Here is a 24024-nt window from a genome sequence, read left to right as displayed (position 1 = left end):
ATATTCTCCAGTGCTACAAAATGCAATAAAAAAGTCGTTTTTTTTTTTTTTTTGCACAAAACAACATTTTACAGTACAATATGATCATGGAGGCGATATAAATTGCTACAAAATAATTTAAATAGACTATTAGGTGAACGAAACATAAAAGTTTCTGACCTAGCTCGTAAGACTGGATTGGCCAAAAATACTATTTCAGCTATGTCCCGTGGTCTAACTGGGGGTGTACAATATGACACCTTAGAAAAGATATGCTCGTTTCTACAAATAACTCCGGCTGAGTTTTTTGACTACTCTCCCTATGTACTTGAAACAAAGTCTCAATTTGACCTGATAAACTTGAAAACAAACCACTTTCAGTACGTAGCTAACGTTACAAACAGTGTGTACGACAAGGACTTTATCCTTGACGTCACTCTTTTTGATCCACTTAACAATACTGAGTTTCCACGTACTAACAAAGAAAGCTTTGTTTTATACGTCAAGGTGGACCTCTCAAAGGATCCTGATTACTACCCTGAAGAACTTTTTGGGATAATAGACACCCTTTCTCCTATTATCAAGAGAAAATTTTATCAACAGCTTGTGGCCGATATCATCTCGCAACTTGATAAGTGCGCTAAGAAGGGGGCGAAGCTCCCAGTTTCTGATTCTCAAAGTGGTAAAATATCAGACATAGAGTTGACTAAACACCAACATTGCGTCATAGATATCTTTAAAGATACGCCTTGTCACAGATTGATCGACCTTGAGATAGGCACCGAAGATATAACACTGTAAAACAATAAAGGACGTAGAGTCCTGATCCTAGTGATCATGAACTCTACGTCCTCTTTTTTACTTGAATAGACCTCTCACCCAGCTAACAAATTCTGAAAATAAAGATTGATCTTTATGTCCAGTTTGATACATTGTCGCGGTCGTTTCTGTTTTTTGTGGTCCTTCCTCTTTTCCTTGTTCTGACTCTTTTGGCACTTCATCAGACTTAGGATAGATCGTAAACTCTGAAGCGTACTCTCCGTCATCTTCCGTGATCGGTGTGATCACAACGATCGGACTAGCATTGGTGGCATAGCTTTCCTTTGCGGTTTCAGTATTTACAACATAGTAAGCATGATACTTACCATCGATCGGCAATTTGACCGTCGCAGCTCCACTGTCGTCAGTTGTTACTTCAGCAACACTCTTCAGCTGATCGTTATTTAGTTTAGCTGCACGCTCAGAGATCTCTTTGCGTAAACTGTCACCATTGCGTAGATCGCGTACTTTTTCACTCAAACTATTGTCAGTACTGTCTTCCTTGCTTTCGCTTGAGTTTCCACTATTCGTTGAAGTAATACTACTTTCTTGCTTTACATCATCTTGCTTATCTTTCCTACTAGAGTCAGACTTTTCTGAAGAACTTTCGGTCTCGTTCTTTTCGGTCGCACTTTTATCAGTAGTTGCATCATTATTTTCTGAATTGACTTCTTCTAGTTGTTTATCATCGATGCCTAATTTTTCTTTGATGATCGTATTCATAAGCTCGGTCACATCGTAAACTACGAACTTGGAATTAGGTACGCCTTTTAGGCTAGATTCTGCGATTCCAGGAGATTTTTGATCATCTTTATCTGAAGATTCAGAGCCTGAAGTCACAGTCGCCATCTGGCTCCCGCCCTTGGCGATAACTTTTTTGATGACCATCGTTTGTTCTTTCAGTGTTTGAACCGGATCGTTAGTTGCACTCTCAGCACCACTTTCGTCCTTCTGTGCTACGTTGCTCGAGTCTTTACTAGAATCTGGCTTCGTATTTTGAACCGTTTCATTTTTCTTACTTGAGTCTTTTTGGCTCACATTTGTTTCTGATGTAGGCTTGACTTGGTCAGCTAGAACTGTACCTGCTGACGAAAGTAAGACTGTCGATAACATCATGCTTGTTACGATTTTACTATATCTCATACTATTCTTAGACCTTTCCTTTCATGTCTAGTATCTTTTTTACGTCTTCTTACAAAATAAACGATCATTAGTATCGTAGCTGAAGCTCCGACACCAACTAAAGCACCCTTACCTAGTGAGGTCAACCCGCCATCTGTTTCGATCTTTACACTAGGATCATAAGCCACTCGGTGTCCTCTTACCAATAAGCGATGCGTATTCACAAACACCGGTGTACAAGTCACGAGAGTGACAAGATCCTTGTTCTTTTCCGTTTGAAGATACTTCACATTATCAGGTAATACCTTCTTTATCTGATCGACTTGGTAAGCATGTATCTCACCATTCACTTTGATATAAAACTTATCACCTACCTTCAACTTAGGTAGATCAGTAAACAACTTATTTAGACTAAGCCCCGAATGACCGGTCAAAACGGCATGTTTGCCTTTGCCACCTGTCGGATCACTTGTGTTCTCTAACAGTCCGATACCATTGTCTAAGGCAACTGTCGACGTATTATCATATACCGGTAGTACTTCTTTTATCTTGGGGATCGATAAAACAGCAACTGTTTTTAGTTGTGATCTAGCTACATCAACACTATTTTTATCTTCTTTTTCTTGTCTTTGACTGAACGGATCACTGACTTTTTTTTGAGTGGATCGTTTTTTGTAAAAAGCTTCCAAATAATCTTTTTTACTAGTTTTGTTATCTTTTTGGTCAAATTGTTCTATCTGCTGCTTTTGCTTTTGAGCTAGCATATAGTCAGAGATGAACGGATACATTGCGATCCCAATAATACTTATGCAAAGTACTACCCAAAAAGAATAATAAAGACGATGGCTGAACTTTTTCATCTCAATTTACTTCTTAAGCAAATTTTTTCTTGAAGGTGTATGCGCTGAAACCTAAAACAGTCACTACGATAGCACCTCCAGCTGTAGCTACAAGAAGTTTTTGGCTACCTGTAAGTGGCATTGTTGTCTTCTCATTGTTCTTAACGACTACTGGATTTTTCAGAGTATCACCATCAGTATGTGGTCCGATCTTGAAGCTAACTGTTTCGTCCATGAGTTGGTATCCGTTTGGTGCCTTCACTTCTCGAAGTTTATAATCACCTTCGGTGAAACCTTGAAGCTCAAACTTACCTTCTTTATCTGAAGTCAAGATACCTCCCTTGACTGATTTATAGTCATCGACCCATTGGGCAGTCTTTTCACCAGTCTTGTCATCTTCCTTGAAGCCATTGAACCACTTGCCTGTTCGTAGATCTTGCACCGCAAATTGTGTACCCTGCAATTTTTCAGCAGCGATCCCAGTTCCCATGAATCCAGAAGATTCTTTGACAAAGTGAACACCGTAGGTGATCGTCTTGTCTGAGCGTTTTAGTTCACGATAACCAGAACCATCGTTCCAGCCTAGATAGATATCATTAACGACATCGGTATCCATCGGAACGTCTGAGGTAACGATCTGATCATAGTCATAGTGCAACTTTTTGCCGGCTTGATTCATGACTGTTTCAGTCGCACTACCTGAAGAAAGATTTGATAGGGTGTCTTGGATCTGTTTGTTGTCATGTGAGTTTTTAGCAGCCTCGATCTTAACTTTATCGCTATCACTAACATTTTGTGTGATATAGTTCACGAACCACTTATTATCACCAGTAAGAACTTCGTAATCTTTTCCTTCTTCGAGTGTTTTACCATCAGCTGTCGTGATCTTCAAATTACGTTCACCATCAACATCTTTCAAATATTTTTGTGGGTCATCACGTGTGTAAAATACGCTGTATGGTTCGCTTTTAGCTTCAGTGCCGGTAGCATCGATCTTCCAAGCAGATCCTGCGATATTTTGTGGTACTGTCACGTCTGATTTGAAGTGGGCATGATCACCACTGTGTAGCGATTGGTGTTCGCCTACACCATTAGTTAACTTTTTAGTGATTTCTGGCTTACCATAATCAACCAACGATCCTTGAAGTTTGGTTGGATCGATACCATCTTCACCGATAGAGAAAGTTAATTTGTTATCTTTGTCGTTCTTAGCGATTGGAGATAATGCGGCTTTAGCTTGGTTATCATCATCACTAGCTACCTCACTTGGAACTTCTACAAAATAGTAATCGCCCATGATCAAGTTATCGGCTGTTACTTGCCCTTTTTCGTCAGAAGTCAACACATTTCCAACTTTTTGACCTTCTCCAGGCTTACCACGATATAATTGGAACTTAGCACCAGCTAATTCCTTTAACCCAGCTTCGCTTTCTTGACCATCCTTTTCATTCCAAAGTACATATTTTGTTAAATCAAACTTGAGTTTTTGAGTGTTATTTTTTGGATATAGATAAGTCGTACTTAAGAAGCTCTTATTATTTGGATCTGTGTACGGATTAACGAACACGATCGGTTTTGCCTTAGCAACGACAAAGCCTTTTGGTGTCTTTGTTTCTACCGCGGCATAGTAGTGGTAACGTTGTGGCTTAGAAGCATCGTAAGCTCGAACGCCTTCAAAGCGCACGTTACCTTTTTCGTCGATTGCCTTAGTACCGACCACTTGTGCTCCGGACAAGAATCTCGAGTTTTCGCCGTTCTTCTCGATATCATTTTCGATCTCAGCTACACGACCTTGAGCTTCTTTAGATTGGCCAGAAGTAAAGCCAGTCAAGCCCTTGCCATCTTTATAATTTTTATTGATCTGATCAGTGATATCATAGAGCGTAAATTCCACTTTCCCCATTGTTTTAGGGTTGTAGTGCAGTAACTTATCAGAGAAAGAATCTTCTTTTTGAGTTCCATCATTTTTGATCTTATTTTGTTCACTTTCAAAGAACGCTGCATCTTTTTTATCGTACATCGTTTTGTGGATCTCGATCGTTGTATCAGTTGGTGCTACTTGATCAGCCTTTACTGTGATCATTTCACCTTGAAATACTGTTGTTGCTGCAAGCACTGGTCCACATAAACTAAGGGCCACTCCCCCGACAACTAGACCTTTTGCGATTGTTTTATTCATGTGTTCACTCTTCTTTCTTTTATTGTTTATGTTTATTCATTTACTAATTCACCTTGGACTACAAGACGATCACTACCATGATCAGCACAAGTATAAACTGTGACGATCGGTTTTTGATCTTCTTTTGGTAGGTAATATGCACTACCGAATACCGGTTCTCCATCGATCACTCTTACCTTGGCAGACTGGACACTTTTAGAAGTGATCTTATAGCGATATTCCTTATCATTAGCGTCACGTAAAGTGATCTCTTGTCCTTTTCTCACTTTGTATAAGTCACTAAGTAAGACACCTGGTCTCTCCATGTTGTGACCAGCTAACACGACGTTACCTTTACCAAATTGGCTATCCAGGTAATAATCTTTACCAACGCCTAATGCCAACGTTAAGTTATTTGTCCGATTATAGATCGGTAACTTAACGTTTATGCTAGGTATTTCTAAATATCCATTCGGATATTTATCAACACCTTTGGCCAATGCTTCTTTGCGATACTTTAATAGATCATCGTCGCTAAAGCGCTGGATTTTTTCACTCTTTGTTGTTGCTTTTGTTGTTTTATTTGTTGCCGGTGCAGTTATGTTTGTCTGCATGAGCGTGTACTTTTGAGCATCAGACCACAGTTTGAATGCACCTAAACTAGCTGCAAACAATGCTAGCACCGTGAGAGCTACTAAGACTTTTCCTTTGGTAGTTTTTAGAAAATCACGCATCTTAATTTACCTTCTTGGCTTTAAAGTAATATACGCCAGTACCTAATACACCTAAAACAACAAGGCTAGCCCCGATCAACAATAACTTTTCAGAACCAGTTGCTGGAAGTGTGTTTGTTGTGTCTTGAAGTTCGCCTTCAACAACGCTAGGAGATTCAGGATTAGAAAGCAACTTCACAGATGTTTGAGACAGTGTATAGTTGTCCGGCGATTTAATTTCTACTGCGTAATAATTAGCAGTGTCTCTTGCTTTCGTTTCTACCATATCAAAAAATACTTCGCCCTTTTCGTCCGATGTAGCTACATAAGGTTCTTGGTCTGTGTGTCCCTCTACAAGTTCATCTCCTACTTGACGATATGCCTTCTTTTTGGCTTCTTCAACCGAAATATGTGCATTTTCTGAATCACTTCTTACTAGAACAAATTGTGCACCTTTTAAGGGATTACCTTGACTATCTTTTTTAACAATTCTAAACTTTTGATGATCCTTTTTATTAAACACATCTTTCAAATCATATGTTTGTAGTGGGTTATCGCCATTTAAATTAGTAATAGTCGTATGATACATTGTCCGATAGTACCGGTTTGGCTGCGCTGTTTCAGTCAATTCATAATCACGACCTAAAGGAAGATTGTCAAATTTGATATATCCGTTAGCATCAGTCTTCTTTGTTTGTGAGAAATCACCGCCGGTCAATTTGAATTCAGTATCACCCAATCTATCAGAATTGTTATTTCCTGTACCTTTTTTGATAAATTGCACACTACCCTTAGCCGGCTTTACAGTAACGTCCATATCAGTTTCAGCATCAAGTGGAACTGATACAGCTTTTACGTCTTGCTTGGCCACTTTTTGAGTATCACCATTTCCTTGATAGATCCACGCAACTTTTGACGTCTTTTCCCAGTTACCTTTAGTAGCAACCGTAAACGTGTATGAATCCTTTTCAGCATTTACCTTGTAAGGAATGTTGATCTGCAGCCCAGTGTTGTTCCACACGTCCTTGAAGTTGACACCAGCATTGTCCTTACCAGTCAAGCTGACACCTTCTGGAGCATTCTTTAACCAAACACTTACATTAGACATATTTTCACTCTTCAGCGTGAACGTCTTTTTGTAGGTGTTTCCTTGAAGATCATCTTTGTTGATCTCAAGCTTTGATGGATCAAAACCTAAATTGTGGTTATTCGTTACGATCTCAGATGTTGATTCGTCATTATGCTTTAACGCTTCGTTGCGCAAAGCCTCGATTTTTGCACGTACAGCAGGATCAAGTTGATCTAAAACGTCTTGGATCGCACCACCACCCCAGGTTGCATGATCGTCCGGGTCTGCTACCCAATGGATAACGGCTTGGTATAACCAGTAGTCGCCTTCGTCACCTTGACCTAAACTTTGGAAGCGGTGATCTGAGTAGAAGTTATTAACTAACCATTGAACCGACGGATTAGCTTGATATCGTTTAGAGATTTGTTCGTTTGACGGTGCTTTTTTCGACCATTCAATACAGAATAAATATTGTCCAGTTCCTGCTTCTTGAATGACTGCAACTCTATGTGCACCATAGCGTTCAGCATGACCAGAAGAGTAGCTGACGATCTTACTTGAGTTTCCGACATTAACGGTTTGTGGCGCTTCATCAGCACTTGCACTATTTCCAAGACCTAAGATAGCTAATCCAAGTCCCAGTCCCACACCAGTTGTCACAATAACTTTTTTTGACAACTTTCTCGAAAATAATTTCATATGAAAAACTTTCTCCTTTCATTTTGACAGTTTCCACTGATACGGTAAGTGGAAATACTTGATCATCAAAAATACGTCACTGATATCCTTATCCATTTCGATGGATAACCTCTTGATCGAGTATGCCGGATATCTGACACATAATTCTCTTAGAAGTTCCACCTCACCTTTTCTATAATCTTTGATAATTTTTTCTCCTTTCTTTTGAGATACTGAATACGATACATGAGGATAAAATTTTTGTTTTTTTTAGGGTAAAAAAATCATGTTTTTCTGTCATGAATTTCTGTTGATTTTTGGGACTGATTATTTTACAATGTGGGGAGTGCATAAGATATAGTATGTATCTTCTTTCCTTGTCCAACGGGCAAGGTTTTTTGCTGTTTTTTCTAAAAATATGAGCTATAATGTGATTGGAGATTTTACCTCTGCCATGTCGTAAAATTCTCCAAATAATTTTGTTCGGTATCAATGTTACTTACTATTTAACATAACTTTTTCGGCATGGCGGTTCTCTCTATTTATAAACGTTGGCTCGTTTGGACGCCCACTTCATGACGTGTAGTGATACAAACGGGCTTTTATTTTGCTTTTTGAGTATAGATGATTTAAAATAATCATCAAGGAAGCGTCAAATCCCATATTTTCCAACTCCTTTTTGTCAATGAAACCTTTTTTCTGCGATAAATGTGAGATGACGCTCTTTATGCCACGTTAATCCTACCAATAAATATTATTCCCTAATCCTAAGCAAATTTATTCTCGTAGGTTTAACTCTTTGATAAGTATTTGTCTAAATCACTAAAGATATATTTTATCCCCATATCTTTAGTGATTTTTTATTGTTTTTTGAGAAAATATATCCTATAATTAACGAGAACTGATATGATGTTGACTTTGAGAATTAATTTTCGATTACGCATAAGCCTATCTGAAATACGTTTTCGATAAGAACCAGTCTCAGTAACTAAATCCAAGTTCAAGTTCTTTTTGCTGACATCGATATCTTTGTTCGAGTGATTTTTCGTTCTAACACCAAAGATACGCACACCACCTGCGATTTTGGTGTTTTTTGTTGCCTTTTACAGCTAAGTCTTCTATACTTGTTAGTTGCAAGTACAAGTCCAGTTTCTTGCATGATTATCTTTAGATGACATATAGCCCTTCAAGTTCTCACGAAAAACTAGTTATTGCTTTTCGTGAGAGCTTTTTTATCAAGAACCTATTGCTTATTTTGTTTTCTGGCACTATAATCTTTTTAGAGAGTTTGGCTCGGCCTTGGTCGAGCCTTTTGTCTACTCTCTTCATAAGAGACACCACCCAAAATAATTTTTATCTTGCATTTTGATCGTTACAGGCGCTATAATGAAGGTGCTTAATTTTTTCGATTAAATTATTTTCCCGCTGTGATCTCAGCGGGTTTTTGTTTGCTATTTTCTTTTAGAAACTGTTACAATGAATACACGGTAAGAATTGAAGGATCGCTTTCCTTTAGGTACTCCCTCGAAGCATCATGGTGTTGTGTGTTTCGGGGGTATTTTATTCTCAAAAAGCATAGAATTGAGGTATGAAAGACAATGAAGAAATATTTTGAGCTACTGACCAGCGCCAAAAAAAGAAATAAATTACATAGAGCAAAAGAGTCCAACAAGTTGACTGAATTAGAGAAGCTAAGTGATCAAGATCTCATGATAGAAAAAATCCATCTACTTGCAAAAAAGTCCACTTACCGTACACTAAGTATCTTATATGGCGTATGGTATCTATTAATGATCGGTGTCATATCTGTAGGGGCTTTTGAACCCTTTATTAGCTATCTATCATTGATCACAGACGCTACCGCCTCCAAAAATAAGATACTAGAAGTAGAATCTGTATTCTATGTTACAGCAGATGTATCGCTACTTTTAGCTATCATTTTGACAATAGTATTCATTTTCCTCATTGGTCGTCAAAGAAAAAATCAGCAACTACTAGGCCTGTATGAATTTGAGGAACTGCGACGAAAAATTTCTAACTCCAAGAAAGCTGGTGATCACTTTGTATCTTGATCCCAATTCTTTGATACATTTCTATGGTGCGGTCATCATTTTATTTTCTTCATGTGCTTCGACCGTGCTTTTTTGGACTGACTCTTTTACTCGTCACCACAATATCTTTTTTAGTGTACTTGTAACACTAATCAACATTTCATTATTTCTCACCACACTTATCATAGTTCCATTTTTTGGAACATGGCTCATTGCTGTAATTTGTGTATTGTGTGCACTTATTATGTATCAAATAAGTATATGACTCATAAAGACAAAAATATCTCCTAAAAACGCTGCTAATACGCTTTGTTTTTGGGAGATATTTTTCAGTCTTATTGAAGTTGATCTGTTTAGATCAGTTTTCTCAAAAATTCCTTTTCTGAGATTATCCTTATTTTATCACTTTTCTTTCGCAATTCTTCAGCTTTTATCAGCTTTCTAGAACGAACGTCCGCTCCAAAAATATCTAATTGCCGCGGGGCTAGGACCAGTATATCTGTCTCTTCAGTCACAAAATTTTGTATCCTGGCCCCATTCTCTATTGCGAGTTCTATCGCCTCCTCTCTTTTCATCGAACACAACGTCCCCGTGAACACTACATTCTTACCTTTTAGACTATTCATCGTCATCTGCTTGTTTACCTCTTATATGACTTCGACCAGAGGTCATGTACTGCATACCCTGCGACAAGGTTTGATTTGCCTGTTGGTAGTTAGCACTTGCCTTTTGGAAATGTGTAGGTTGCGTATTTTGGACTGGCTGTTGTGGTGTTGACTGTGCCTTTTGCGCAGTTTGTGGTCGTTGATCTGAAGTTTGGCTTTGAATTGAAGTTTCTTCTAGTACTGGACTATCATTTGTTGTGGTTTGAACTCCATTTGGGCTATCTACTACCTGATCAACAGAAGAAGCGCTGGTGTCTTTGGAAACAGTTACACCTTGACTCATTTCTTGTACATATTGGTTATTTAGCCCTGGCGTCGTTTCCGGACTATTTTGTCCTTCTGTTTTCGATACCATTTCACCTCTACTTGATAAACCACCTTCTTGGGCGCTAGTTTTAGCTGTTTGATCTTGAGGCTCAAGACCATTTTGTTCAGTGCCTGGTGCACCTTCAATTGCACCATCTGAATTTGGTTCGCTTAGGCCACCTTCTTGAGGTACTGCGCTTTCTTGCGGTACTTCTTGTTGTAGTCCTCCAGCTTCAGTTGATGGTATTTCTGCTTGTCTGTCTTGTTCTGGGGTACTTTCTGCAGATCGATCACCGTCAGACAAACCGCCTTGAGGATCACTAGTTGCACGTTCACCCGTTGGATCAGATGCTACTGGTGGATCACCACCCATATTATCATCTCCGCCGCCATCAGTAGGTGGAGTCGTTGGATCATCAGGTGGTACAGATCCTGGGCCTGGATCTTGATCGACGCCATCGTAATAAGCATTAGGGTGTTTCAATATATCTTCATCAGTTGGATAGTTATTTTTGAATGCTGCGCTGGCACTATCTTTTCCTTGCTGTTGCTTTTCTTTGAAGTTATCGACACCTTGTTGGATCTTCCCTGATACCGCATCATCAGCATTCAATAAACCGCCTCTCAGAGTAGCGCCAACACCTTGGTTGCCAAAGGAATCGCGGACACCTTCGACCATACCGCTAGCTTTTCCTAGACCTCCAGCTACCGTATTAGCAATATTTGGTGCTTGTTTGACGGCTCCAAGTGCTGTGCCACCAGCACCCGCAAGGCCCAATGCAGTATTGCCAACACCTTTTCCAACTTGTGAGATCGCATTTGTGGCGATCATAGCACCCATGACTTGTTGAGCCATATCATTTTGGCCAACTGAGACACCTAACCAACGTTCAACGATCGTGACACCTCTCATTGCTCCAAAGAAGAGCCCTAGATATACGACGATCGACGCTAGCGCTGACTGAAATGGTCCAAGACCGGAAAAGAATGTCGCACTTTTTCCAACAACATTTCCATTAGAGTCATAAACGGTCATCGCGATCGTTGGAAAATCACGCATGATTTCAAGAACTATCCGCATAATAATAGCTTCAAAATAGATTCCCGCGATCGTGCCTGTGATTGTAAGTAAAAGCTCTTTGAATTTACTATGAGAAGTTACCGAACTGTAGCCTTGAATTGGTGCAATAAGTCCCGTTATCAATAATTCAAAGATCGAGGTAACTAACTTCACACACATCAATGCTAATAAGATTATCAAAACAGTGTATTGCGCATAGATCGCTAAAAAATTTGTCTTATATCTTGGATAGACCTTTTCAGCTAAATTAGCCCCAGAAAGAAATCTATGCTCGTTAACAGACTTGATAGATGCTCCGGTATCACTTGGGTAATGTAAAAATAGGCCCTTGATTCCCTTCATCTTCGCATTCTTTTCTAGGTTATCCAAGGTTTCGGTGTCAGTTGCACCTAAAGTGGCCCCAAAGTTCATGCGCGTTATAAAATCGCCGTCCATTCGTTTGTTCGGATCATCAGTGATCGAATTATATGTCCCATTCCCCTTGATATTGCCGTACTTGTCCAAAGGAAATTTTTTAGTATTAAAATCCCCTCTAACAAGCTCTAACACGTCAGTAACATTATTTTTAACTGGCTGAATAGCCAATGTATCCTTGTTCTTTTCTTTACTGGAGTTTCTGTTGGAATTACCAGTAATATTCTCTATCCCAGTCTGTTTATTTGTAAGATCTTGATAGAAAACAGATGATACTTTTGTGATCGTTGCCGGCAACACGGCACAAACAAATGTAACTAACAGGAAATGTAGTAACGCATCTTTATACTTGAACGGTTTTCCAAAGACACTGACTGTGATCTGAACTATTAACAACATAGTAAAAATCGCAATACCTAAGATCTGGAATCCTTGATAAAATTTTCCGATCAAAGAATTAGGATCGGATAGATAATCAAAGAGTCCAAAAAGTTTGAACAGATTGTTGAATACATTTTCTAAGGCAGCTGTTACATTATAAAGAGCGATCACACCCCAACCTAGAATAGTCCAAAGAAATGACAATATTCCTGGTTCTGGTTGTAGATAGTTGCCCCAATAATTGTAAAACCATAAGGCAGCTTTAGTCTCGATCGGATCAGTGATATTACCAGTGAAGCCACTGCTTCCCATACTATTCATAAAATCTGAGAAGCTAGTGAAATTTGACGTTTTACCAGTTTTTTGTCCGGTCAATACCCCGATCGCATTCATGAGCCACCCATATAGGTAACCCGTGACTACAGGATTATTCATTCAAAATATTTGCTCCTTTCTTTAATATTTCTCCATGCTATATCAGATCTTTTTATCTGAATTTTTTAGGATAATTTTTTGAGATCCTACTAACCTACTTTTGATATCATTTCTTTCTTTAAATCAGACACATTTTGGGCCGGTTTCTTCTTTCTTGTTGGTCGCATCGGAAATGGACTATCTAATTTACCGTCTTTAAGCTCGTTGACCCATTTTTCTAAGGATACGATCGTTTTTCTAGGTGCGATCGATATCTCACTTAGATCCAACCCACTATGTTCTGCTTTGACAGCAATATCTGCCATCGTAGTTTCTTGATCAAATTCTTCTTTCAGAAGCATGTATCTCATCGGCATTTCTGTTTCTCCCATAAGCCTGATCGGATCGTTTGTTACTTTATGTCCTTGGAGATCGTAGGCCTTGACCGATCTGATCAAGACTGCTTCACCAGCTTCCATCGTCGCAAGCTGCGTAGGTGTCATCAGATCTTGTGCGATCCCTCTTTCATTGATATGCGGATCAGCTTCTTTTAATGGATTAGTAGCTTTATTTCTCTCTGTGATCGTCTTTTTACCTAACATCTTGCTGAATTTTACGTTAGTTTCATCAGAATTAGTCTTGATCAGACCTAAGATCGAGCAATTTCCAATTATCGTGTCAGCAACTTCTTTACCATATAATTCGACTAATTGACTTAGCGACTGGACAAACATCATAAATTGGAAATTATTACCTAAAGCAAGTGATAGTTTCCGGGCAATATCTGGGATCGCCGGTAAATTAGCAAACTCATCAAATAAGAATTGGATCCGTCTAACATTTTTTCTACCTGCAGCTAGCGCAAGATCAAAATTGGCATTGAACAATTGATCGACCATCAAAGCCACTAAAGAACCATATTCTTTTTTGTTAGGTGGTAGGCCGATAAACAAAGCGATCGGTTTTTCAGAGTACACAAAGTCAATGTTTTCTTTTTCAAGTAACACCTGTTTTGGTTTCTTCAAAACGTTCATGTCAACGCCCACGAGTTCTTTTTGTTTCGTGTATTTATCGTACTTGAAGCCACCTTTTTTATTTCTCGCATAGACCTTCTCACCTTCAAATCGATATCTATGGTCTTGCACCACAGCGTTGTTGATCTCATCTTTGAAAGTTGCAACGATCTTGAAATTATCTGGTAATTTTTCTTTGACGACGTAGGTCATATAACCTGCCTCATCTAACATTGCTCGAGCATTTTTGATCAACAATTTAGGCTTTTGTTTTCTGCCACGTCGATCATATCTATCCTCATAAAAGTTCAATGTAACGCGCTGAAAGGCATAGTCGTTGGGAAGATCAACATTAGAGTTCGATCTAAATTGGATCGTCAACCGCCGTGGGTTACCAAAACTTTCGAGATCGATCGTATTTTTAGATGTCAAACGAGCGATATTATCTTGTAGAAACAAATTGATCCCGGCCAGCATACTTGAGTAAACAGTTCCTCTAGTCTCACCACCCGCAAAATCTGACGTTCTATAGTTGATATCGGCCATTTCACGGAACTTAGAATACTTTTTCTCGTTTGCCTCACGTAACTTATCAAAGTAAAATGTCAGCTTGTTCTTTTTGATCGCACCTTCCTCGGGCTCAGTCAGCGTCTTATTTTCCGAATTGACCCAAACGTCCTCTGTTCCCAATTCAGTCAACATAGTCACTACATTTCTGATCGTGACTGTGTCCCAGGCGTCATCTTCGCCTGCCTGCATTGCTTCCACAGCCCTATCGATCAACGCGATCGCGATCGCATTGAATAATGAGATGGAAGTATTTTCAAAGTACTCTTGATTCCCGCCAGTTCGTTTAGATGAACGATAGATAGCCTCAGAAACTGAGTTGACTAGAGCCTGGACTTTTTCGTAATAACCCTTTTTTGCCGCTTCTATTGCTAAAGCAAAAGGATTATAGGACATCGAGAAATCCATATCTTTAAACGACATGACTTGTACGTCATACCCTCGCTTACGTAAAGTTTTATAGGTCATTTGATTCAACTCTAGTTTTGGATCAGCGACCACTAACGATGAAGGATCCTCGGCACGGGTGATCACCTCGATACTCGAATTCACCCAAGCTTCACCTTTACCCGAACGCGTAGTCCCAACAAGTAAGACGTTGATCGTTTGTTGTTCGATATAGTAGTAACCAGCTTTATAACCACTTAGGCGAGCTTTTTCTTCCATCTCGCCCATTACCTTTGCGAATTTTTTGTTGTTATATAACATCAATGCGGATAGCTGAAAACCTTGAATATTCTTAGCTTTTGTATGTGCGACCGGTACACCAGAGACACCTTTATATTTTTTCGCACGATCTGGGATCGCAACATATTGGTGCTTGATCTCTTTTAGTGTCGCAAACTGATCGTCCCCGGCTTCATTATTGTTATAATCACGATATTGTTGCCAATTCACCCAACTTGCTTTAGTAGCAAATGCACACAATACCACTTCTATTGGAATAGCAAGGATCGGTGTCTCCACAAAAACACTAAAATCAAATAGTCTTTCAAAATAAAGATACGTCAGATCGAACTGGTGACCCTCTCCTACAACAGAAAAGTTGATAGCTGTGTCGATCGCTTCTCTAAAAATACCGGTCAAATAACACGTTAGTAGGGTTGCTAGAATATCAAATACCACACACATCAGCACAAAGGAGCGCCATGTCTTGAAACGGATCTTTGGTTTGACTTCTTTGTGAAATTTCTTTCGTTTGCGGTTCCACCAAGGAACTTTATTGAGTGCATGTACAGAGGCTGCGATCAATAAGATCCCTAAAACATTTACGATCGCAATAACAAAAGCCCTGATCTTCAATAACACATTCAAAGCCACATTTCCAGTCTCGTCGACACTTTCTAAGACTTTTTCACACCACTCAAGTAAAACAGGATCTTTTTTGCGTCTAACATTTCTTTCACGATTGCTCCAATAAAGGTACCCTAAATACCCCAGAACGATCAGTAATATCAAGATCGGTACACTCAAAAATAAATTTCCAGTGACTGATCGGTACAAATAGACAAAAAATCCCAAAATAACCCGGACAATTCCTTGTAATAGATTTATTAAAACGTCGATCAAATCCTCACCTTCTTAGTAAAAAAGGGGCTGGTAATCACCAGTCCCCCTTAATTTTTTTCTGATGTATTTTGAGCTGAACTTTGTTCTTGGGTCTTAGACTTCAGATCAGAAAGTTCTTTTTCAAGTTCACTTATGCGTTTTTGTGATTCCGATTCAGCCTTTTTACGTGATTCAGACTCGCTTTTCGCACTCTGAGAACTCATAGAGGCACGCTGACTTTGTAGATCTTTGTTCGTCTTTTTTTGACCAGCAACTACCTTTTGGATCATTTGCTGAACCTCTGCATGTTGATTTACCTGATACTGATAAAAGCCCCAACCAGCCGTGATCATAATAATTGCAGTCACAGTGGCTAATAATACACTTTTTAATGTACTTTTCTTTTTAGGTTCAGCATTTTTGACAGATTTATCATCTTTATCTTGTTTTGGTTCATGTGAAGCGATCGCTTGCATTTTGGAGACTAATTCAGCTTGTTTGGCAAGGGCCTTTTCTTTCTCTTCTAACAAGCGTTTTTCGCCCTCCAACTTGTCACTCTCAGACTTGCTATGAGAAGCCATTAGATCCTTTATCTGCCCACGTAGCAGCTCATTATTTTTTAGAGTATCTTCACGTTCTTTTTGATCGATCATTTTTTCTTCATCGATCAAATGTTTTTTCTTAGCAAATTCATGTTCTGACACCAAAAATGGCTTGATCCGTTCGAGTTTGTCTTGCTTATTTACAAAAAGTTGATCACCGATCTGTCGTGCCAATTCTTTTTGCTCTGCGTGTAAAGCTGCTTCTTTTGAGATCCGACGTTCTTCTAGTTCGTTTAACTTTGTCCGGACTAACATTTCTAATCTGCTTGTTGCTTCTAACATTTGTTCTTGATAATGTCGTTTAGCTTCATCGAAATATTTTTGATGGATCACATGTCTGGCCTCATGATGCTTACTTTCAAATTCAACCTTGATCTCTTCGACCCGTTTCTTATGACGCTGATTTTCTTGTTCCAACAGGTCAGCTTTTTCTTTTTCTAAAGCAGCACCCTTTTGTTTAAGTTCAGCTGCTTCTTTTGCTCGACTCTCACTGACTACCTTTTCCTTTAAGGTATAGCGATCATCTGTTGCTTGGACCTCAGCGTTGATATTTGCTAATTCAACCTTTTCAAACTCCAAAAGTTTTTGCCTGATTGATTCACTAGAATACTCTTGCGTTAATTTGCCACGTTGTTGTAGCTGTTGATTGAATTCTTTTTTGAATTCATTTAGTTTCCAAGCAACGTATTCATCTTCATAAGGCTCGTATTTAGCTTTAGAAAATGTTACTACTTCAAACATTGGAAATTCATACAACGGACTAACTGCCATACTTTGCTTAGGACTAGCAACAGTTATAGGGTGCGAATCCAAAGCTGGCACTGAAGTCGTAGCTGATTCTAAGGCTGGTTCCGGGGTTGGAGGCAGTGCTACTTTTTCTGAGTATTGTGTATCCGTACCTTCACTTTCGACCGATTCTACTGGTTCTAGTTCTTCATAACTTTGTTCGGGCTCCGGAATATTTTCAAATTCTGTTTCATAGACTGGAACTTCTTCCTCGGCTTCTTCTACAGGATCATCGAAAACATCCATAAATTCTTCTTGATTGGATACTTGATCGTTTTTTGCTTCATCTTCAGGCTGTTGTGTGGTATCCACTAAAACCGGAAACTCTTGAGAAAACGTGACTGGTATTTCTTCTTTGTTCTCAAGTGCTAACTTGACGTCTTCTGAACTCGGTAAGATCGGTAAGTATTCTCTACCAATGCCAACTGATTCGATATAACTTTCAAAGATCGATCTTTCAAAATAAGCACGTTTTTCATCATAGCTTGCTTTTTTGAAACCCGCGTCTTTATTAGAAAAGACTGATTGAATCAATGGGACAAGTAAAGAAACAAAATCGCTATCGATTTGAATATTTTCAGCATAAGCCTCATTTTTATTGCTGGGTTTACCTTTTTCCGATTGATGAAATAGTTCTAGTTTTTTGATAACTACTTCACCACTACTATCTGTCAGTTGTTGGATTGCTTGAAACAGTCTTTCAGCTTGATCAAATGTCAGATATTCTGGAAAGTTTTCACTTATCTTACTTTCAGATCGTGATTGTGCTTGTTCATTTAGAAAATGCACCGCAGTCTTTATAGCTGCTTCTTTTCTTTCCCACTTGACCCTCAAAAAATCGCTATCTTTGATTTTTCTAACCTTGTTCCCAATAAACATTTACATCAGCCTCCGAACCAACCTCTGGACGTATCAAATAGCCACGTCACGATCCCACCTACAATTGCGGCAGTACCAACAACAGCAACAATGATGCTGAATAATTTTGACTTCATCTTGGATTTCATTTCTTGCCCACCAAGACCATAAAACAACCAAACAACGACTGCCCCGGCAGCAAGTATGATCATTGAGACTTTGACAAAGTTCCCTTGAAAATCACTTGCCAGATTTCCAGCACCATCGAACGGATTACCCGCAGCCAACATAAAACTGAAAACTTTAGCTTTTACAGCTAATAAGAGATTAGAATTCATCAGAATCCTCCTTCTGTGTATTTTTTTGCTTCAAAATAGAAGCTGGAGATAGTTTAACTGGGATCATGATTTTTGTTTTTTTTAGGGTAAAAAAATTTCCGATATGTCTAACACAACCTATCGGAAATCTTTGCTATTTTATTTTTACTTGCCTGGTATGAAATATAACCTTACGATGATCGATCAACTCATCTTCGTTTGTTGGAGCTTTCCCTATCACTTCAGCCCTAAATTCATAAGCATATCCCTTTTTCTTTTCAAGGTTCACTAACTGTCTAGCGATCGGTGCTAGTACTACACGATTGATCAAGCGTGCTAGAGGACGTGCACCATTGTTTAAATCTGTCCCATTATCAGCAAGATAATCGAGTAACTTTTGATCAAAAACTAGGTAAGCCCCCTGTTTAGACATACGTTTATTTAGAACATCTAAATTTTTTCTTGCGATCTGTTTGATCACTGGTTTATCCAGCATTTTGAATACGATCTTGTGCTCGATACGGTTGATGAACTCCGGGCGAAATTCATTTTGTAATTCTAGATCCATAGCAGCAATAAATTGCTGGTATTCACGCGCACTTAATTTATCTACGTCACCCTTTAACTCAGCATTTATTTTGATCCGCTCAGCACCAATATTAGTCGTCATGATCACGATCGTATTTTTGAAAGAGACCAGGCGTCCTGTTCCGTCAGTCAAACGTCCATCATCTAAGATCTGAAGGAAGAGATCATGTACTTCGCGATCAGCTTTTTCTAACTCATCAAACAATACGATCGAATAAGGTTTATGCTTGACCGCTTCAGTAAGCACACCTTTTGTTTTACGTGTACCGATAAGTTTCAACGACGATCCTTCTTGCGAATATTCGGACATATCTAGGCGGATCATGGCTGACTCATCATCAAACAATACTTCAGCCAAGCCTTTGGCTAACTCAGTCTTACCAACACCTGTTGTACCTAAAAATAACAATGTAGCCAGTGGCTTGCTTTCATCTTGCAATCCGGCTTTAGCGATCGTTACAACATCAGTCACTGTTTTTACTGCAAATTCTTGGCCTTTGACACGATTACTCAAGCGTTCATCAACACCAGTTAATCTAACGGATTCATCTTTCAAAATAGTTGTGACTGGTATACCAGTTCGTCTTTTCAAGACTTCGGCGATCTGATTTTTTGTAACAAGTGTTATATCTTTAGTTCTAGCGATCGTACAAGCTTCGTCTAACAGATCGAATGCTTTGTCCGGTAAAAAATAGTCCGGAACATACCTAACAGACAACTTGACTGCCTGGGCGACTGCACTTTTTCCGATCCTGACGCCGTGATAGCGTTCAAACTTAGATTTAGCTCCACTTAGGATCTGAATAGCCTGTTGTACTGTTGGTTCATCGACTTGGATATTTTGAAACCGTCGTTGCAAGGCACGATCATTTTCGATTGTCTCGTGATATTCATCGATCGTTGTAGCACCGATCATTTGGATCTCACCTCTAGCAAGCGCGGGTTTCAGAGTGTTACCTGCATCAAGTGCGTTACCATCACTACTACCTGCTCCCATCAAGGTGTGGATCTCATCGATGAATAGTAGGTTCTCACCCTTTGTTTTTACCAATTCGTCAATGATCCGCTTAAATTTTTCGATGAATTCACCGTCCTTGTTATTTGATAAAGTCGCAAGTTCTAAGGATCTAACTGTTAGATCTTGTAACCTATCTGGGACTTGCTTTCTTACTATTCTGAGCGCAAGACCTTCTACGATCGCAGTCTTACCAACACCAGCTTCACCGATCAATAACGGCGAGTTTTTTGTCTTACGCAATAAAGAAATAACTACATTTTCGATCTCTTCTTTTCGGCCAAACACTTCAAAATCTTCAGGATACTCAGCTACCTTTTTAGTAAGATCTTCAGTGTACTTATCTAGGTAAGGTGTCTCACTGTTCAACGTTTATCACCTACCCATTTTTCTTTGTATGTCTCCACATAAAAGACCATAATGTCATCAATAAAGCGATCATTGTAACTAGAAAGACTGTAAACCCTTGGCTAGATCCGTTCAAATATCCATTGATCTGTACTGGGAGTTCTCCGGTAAAAAAGCGTGTCATATTATCATCGTTAACCCACTTCACGACCTTAAAGAAGCATGAAAGGCTATATAACAACGAACAAATATTAACTGTTAGCAAGGATACAGAAAAGCGTCTGACAAATTTATTTGGATTCTTACGGATCCCTAACATTATATCAGTGATCATCTTCTTCATTGTGCTTTTACTCCTCTTCTTCGTCATCGTCGATATCTTCGTTTCCGGCGAATCCGCCCATCATGCTACCACCTAATGGCGCTGATCCTTCGTCAGTTTTTTCACTATTTTCCTCTTCTGGTTGGTGATCTTGCTGTTCTGATTGAGATTCTGTTTCTTCTTGGCCGTCATCCTTTTCTTGTTGACCAGAAACTGTGTCTTGTTGTGTCTCTTGTGACGTTTGATCAGGTACTTCCGCATTCTCCGGTCTATTATTTTGACCACTCTTTTCGTAGTCACTTTGGGTCAGTTCTTGGTTCGACATATTATCCACCTTAGGCTTATCTACAGGATCAGTATCTACGTTTTCTTCCTTACCTAATTTCTGAGCGATCTCTTCATTTGTCATATCATCGCTCTTGTCATTCAAGATGTCTTCTAGTCCACCAAAGTTTTTTTCTTCCTGTTGGGCCGGGCTTTCTTGTTGCTTAATTTCTTCAGCTTTACTTTGTGGCTGCTCAGCCTCGTCTTGTACTTCGTCTTCATCATCGTATATGTCTAACTCTTCATCAGATGGATATTCCACATATTCTTCTTGTGGTGGTTGCGGACCAAACAATTCGGGATCACGGTGTGGCTGAGGTAGTTCATCATACGGAAAACTTTCCGGTGGATACTTTTTGGCCACTCGATATTTTCTAGGTAGTTCCTTTGGAGTATAGTGTTCTGTGACCAATACATCGACCTCTACCACTTGTCCTAGTTTATAGTCGCTAGCATCTTGTCTTGCGATCGGCAAGTCAAGTACCACTTTCGTATCACCTAACGTCTCAAGCGTCATCACAAATTCGCTCTTGTCAGAAAAACCAAAATTCTTTAATTCTAAAGCGATTACCTTACCTTCGATAGTCATTTATTTATTCCTCCCGTGTTTCTTTGATTTCTTCTTTTCAAATTCAAATGCAATGTTATATTCATCATCTAATTTGAGTCTTGCAGAGAACTGTTTGCCTTTTTTGCTAACAAATCCTTGTAGTAGTGCGGTTTTTTCACCTTCAATAATTTGTTTAGCCTCTTCGCTAGTGATCTCGTGCCCAGCTATGATCTTACTAAAACTAAAATCACAACCTTCACCATCTTTACTGTAACGATCACAGCCATAGAACTTACCCCGATCCATGATCTGACCTTGACGACACTTAGGACAAAGACCGATACTGTTACTTTCACGTTTAGGAAACTCTAACTCTAGATCACAGTCATCATTTAGTTTCAGATAAGCTGAATATTCCTTACCTGACTCCTTACCGACAAAACCAGTGAGAAGTTTAGTCTGCTTGTTTTGTAGCAACTCTATCAGTTCATTTTTAGCTAGTTTTCTACCGGCATATTTTTTAGGTAATAAGAAGTTACAGCCATTTGAATACTCACTACAACCATAGAATTTGCCTTTATCTAAAACTTGCCCCTGGTGACACTTAGGACAAGTATCTAATGATCGCTGAGCTAAAACAGCCTGTACCATTTCATCGAGCTTAGTGTTGCTTTCAATGTACGTTGGAACTTGAGCGATCAAACTACTGATGAAATTACGGATCTGGATCAAAAATTCTTCTTGCGAATAAGTTTTTTGACTGATCTCTTTTAACTTTTCTTCCCATTTAGCCGTCATTTCGACCGAGGTCAATAATTGTGAACTTTCTACAGAGTGGCAAAGCAACTCACCCAATTCCGTGACATGTAACGCATTTTTTTGACTGACAACATAATCTTTTTCTTTGAGTCCATCGATGATATTTGCACGTGTTGCTTCAGTCCCTATACCTTTAACGTCTTTTAAGATCGCTTGTGCTTTTTTGTCATTAAGTTCACGTCCAGCAGTTTTCATGGCCGTGATCAGTGTACCTTCAGTGAAAGGCTTAGGTGGTGTAGTCTGTTTCTCTACTACCCTTGGCGTCACCGAGACCTGTTGCCCTTCTCTTAGTTCCGGTAGATCGTTTTTGTTCTGCTTTAGCCCAAATAGTTTTTTCCAGCCTATATCTACAAGTGTTTTTCCACTAGAAGCAAAGCTGACATTTCCCACATCTGTTGTTACCGTGGTCTCACTATATTTGTAAGTCGGCAAAAACATCGATATCGTAGTCGCCACCACTAGCCAATAGATCTTCTTTTCAAGATCAGAAAACTCGGTAAATTGCTTTTGACTAGCAACTTGATTTGTCGGAATGATCGCATAGTGTTCTTGCACTCTACTACCATCAACGTAACGCTTGTTTGATTCTAGACGTGTGAATTTGAGCGTGTTATCGATCAGATCACCATATTTTTTGACGTTTTCTTTTAGATACGAAAACTCTTCTTCGGTGATATAATTACAGCTCGTCCGGGGATATGATAATAGACCAGCTTCATATAAATTTTGGACTGCAGCTAGTGTATCCGACGCACTGGCCTTAAATCGTTTATTAGCTTCACTTTGCAAACTCGAAAGCGAAAATAGCCTTGGACTTGCTATGGATTTTTCTTCTTTTTGGACGCTTCTAATAATTCCTGCCTCTCGCTCGTTTTCAAGACGATTGTCACGTTTGAATGTAATTAGACTCGTTTTGTCTTGAAATTGCTGAGAGGGCGTTAATTTTGCGTCGAATTTTTTATTCCCTGCTAAAATTTCGGCTTCAAGTTCATAATACGTACTTACCTTGAAGTTTTTGATCATTTGATCACGTTGATAGATCATGTAAAGTGTCGGTGTTTGAACACGTCCCACACTCAAAATTTTATCTAGCCCTTTTTGCCGTAGCAAAACAGAATAAAGTTCGGTCAAGTTCATACCAACGAGCCAATCACTTTTCTTCCTAGCTTCAGCTTCAAGATAATACTTATAGTAATCATGATCATCTTTTAGATCTTGAAATCCTTGTCTAATGACTGATTTTTCTAATGAGTTGATCCACAAACGTTTGAGCACTTTACTTTTAAGATTGATCTTAGCTTTTCTCATGATCGACCATGCGATATTTTCACCTTCACGATCACAATCAGTCGCGATCACGATCGTATCGGCTTTTTCAAGCAGCCCCTTTACGATATAAAATTGATCGCTACTATCTTCTCTGACTTCATAATGAAATTTATCAGGATAGATAGGTAAGTGAACCAAACTCATCTTCGTTCCCTTTTCTTTATACTCTGGATAGTACGCTGGCATAGCTAACTCTACCAAATGGCCAAAACCATATGTGATCACTGTATCTTCAGGCAAGATAGGATCACTTACAGCAAAATATCCTTGTCTTCTCTCAGATGAGCTAAATGCCTTAGCGTATGAACCCGCTTGTTTAGGCTTTTCAGCTAAAATAACTGTTGTCATT

16 protein-coding genes are annotated in these 24024 nt (G+C 39.1%); 2 read left to right on the top strand and 14 right to left on the bottom strand.

What is annotated here, in order from left to right; genetic code table 11:
* Positions 1–102 precede the first annotated feature (102 nt).
* Positions 103–780 (top strand): helix-turn-helix domain-containing protein, encoded by a 678-nt coding sequence (locus LMU01S_RS01220; protein WP_056960458.1) that lies wholly within the window; start codon positions 103–105, stop codon positions 778–780.
* Between the two features lie 57 nt (positions 781–837).
* Here LMU01S_RS01220 and LMU01S_RS01215 read toward each other — a convergent pair whose 3' ends face one another.
* From LMU01S_RS01215 to LMU01S_RS01195, 5 genes are read right to left on the bottom strand one after another with little or no spacing between them, the layout of a single operon-like run.
* Positions 838–1941 (bottom strand): pilin N-terminal domain-containing protein, encoded by a 1104-nt coding sequence (locus tag LMU01S_RS01215; RefSeq protein ID WP_056960456.1) that lies wholly within the window; start codon positions 1939–1941, stop codon positions 838–840.
* Entirely contained in the window at positions 1938–2780 is an 843-nt protein-coding gene (locus tag LMU01S_RS01210; protein WP_056960454.1) for a class C sortase, read from the bottom strand. The genes LMU01S_RS01215 and LMU01S_RS01210 overlap by 4 nt, the downstream gene beginning before the upstream one ends.
* Before the next feature lie 13 nt (positions 2781–2793).
* Positions 2794–4938, bottom strand: a complete 2145-nt coding sequence (locus LMU01S_RS01205) for a SpaA isopeptide-forming pilin-related protein (protein WP_056960453.1) — start codon at positions 4936–4938, stop codon at positions 2794–2796.
* A gap of 32 nt (positions 4939–4970) precedes the next feature.
* Positions 4971–5651: a class A sortase gene (locus LMU01S_RS01200; protein WP_056960451.1), complete on the bottom strand. Its 681-nt coding sequence runs from the start codon at positions 5649–5651 to the stop codon at positions 4971–4973.
* 1 nt (position 5652) lies between these two features.
* Positions 5653–7398 carry an MSCRAMM family protein gene (locus tag LMU01S_RS01195; RefSeq protein WP_056960449.1) on the bottom strand — a complete coding sequence of 582 codons (1746 nt, stop codon included), beginning with the start codon at positions 7396–7398 and terminating at the stop codon, positions 5653–5655.
* 1577 nt (positions 7399–8975) lie between these two features.
* On the opposite strand from LMU01S_RS01195, the gene LMU01S_RS01190 reads away from it, so the two are divergent.
* On the top strand, positions 8976–9449 hold the full coding sequence (locus LMU01S_RS01190; protein ID WP_056960448.1) for a hypothetical protein: 474 nt from the start codon (positions 8976–8978) through the stop codon (positions 9447–9449).
* Positions 9450–9781: 332 nt separating this feature from the next.
* Here LMU01S_RS01190 and LMU01S_RS01185 read toward each other — a convergent pair whose 3' ends face one another.
* The 9 genes from LMU01S_RS01185 to LMU01S_RS01145 form a co-directional block, all read right to left on the bottom strand.
* Entirely contained in the window at positions 9782–10003 is a 222-nt protein-coding gene (locus LMU01S_RS01185) for a BRCT domain-containing protein (RefSeq protein ID WP_237756805.1), read from the bottom strand.
* A gap of 43 nt (positions 10004–10046) precedes the next feature.
* Complete coding sequence (locus LMU01S_RS01180) at positions 10047–12710, bottom strand: pLS20_p028 family conjugation system transmembrane protein (protein ID WP_056960442.1); 2664 nt, start codon at positions 12708–12710, stop codon at positions 10047–10049.
* Positions 12711–12799: 89 nt separating this feature from the next.
* On the bottom strand, positions 12800–15772 hold the full coding sequence (locus tag LMU01S_RS01175) for a VirD4-like conjugal transfer protein, CD1115 family (protein ID WP_156470366.1): 2973 nt from the start codon (positions 15770–15772) through the stop codon (positions 12800–12802).
* Positions 15773–15885: 113 nt separating this feature from the next.
* Positions 15886–18084: a hypothetical protein gene (locus tag LMU01S_RS01170; RefSeq protein WP_056960437.1), complete on the bottom strand. Its 2199-nt coding sequence runs from the start codon at positions 18082–18084 to the stop codon at positions 15886–15888.
* 5 nt (positions 18085–18089) lie between these two features.
* Positions 18090–18401 carry a hypothetical protein gene (locus LMU01S_RS01165; RefSeq protein WP_056960435.1) on the bottom strand — a complete coding sequence of 104 codons (312 nt, stop codon included), beginning with the start codon at positions 18399–18401 and terminating at the stop codon, positions 18090–18092.
* A 133-nt stretch (positions 18402–18534) separates the two neighbouring features.
* Positions 18535–20352: an AAA family ATPase gene (locus LMU01S_RS01160; RefSeq protein ID WP_056960434.1), complete on the bottom strand. Its 1818-nt coding sequence runs from the start codon at positions 20350–20352 to the stop codon at positions 18535–18537.
* A gap of 10 nt (positions 20353–20362) precedes the next feature.
* The gene (locus LMU01S_RS01155) at positions 20363–20674 is read right to left on the bottom strand and encodes a hypothetical protein (RefSeq protein WP_056960431.1); all 312 of its coding nucleotides are present in this window, start codon (positions 20672–20674) and stop codon (positions 20363–20365) included.
* A 7-nt stretch (positions 20675–20681) separates the two neighbouring features.
* The gene (locus LMU01S_RS01150) at positions 20682–21566 is read right to left on the bottom strand and encodes a hypothetical protein (RefSeq protein WP_056960429.1); all 885 of its coding nucleotides are present in this window, start codon (positions 21564–21566) and stop codon (positions 20682–20684) included.
* Positions 21567–24023: a type IA DNA topoisomerase gene (locus tag LMU01S_RS01145; RefSeq protein WP_082613108.1), complete on the bottom strand. Its 2457-nt coding sequence runs from the start codon at positions 24021–24023 to the stop codon at positions 21567–21569. It lies immediately after the preceding gene.
* Position 24024: the final 1 nt, after the last annotated feature.

It is taken from the genome of Ligilactobacillus murinus DSM 20452 = NBRC 14221, from assembly GCF_001591685.1.
Classification (GTDB): Bacteria; Bacillota; Bacilli; order Lactobacillales; family Lactobacillaceae; genus Ligilactobacillus; species Ligilactobacillus murinus.
The sequence above is the reverse complement of the archived record's forward strand: the minus strand, read 5'-3'. Positions and strand labels throughout refer to the sequence as shown.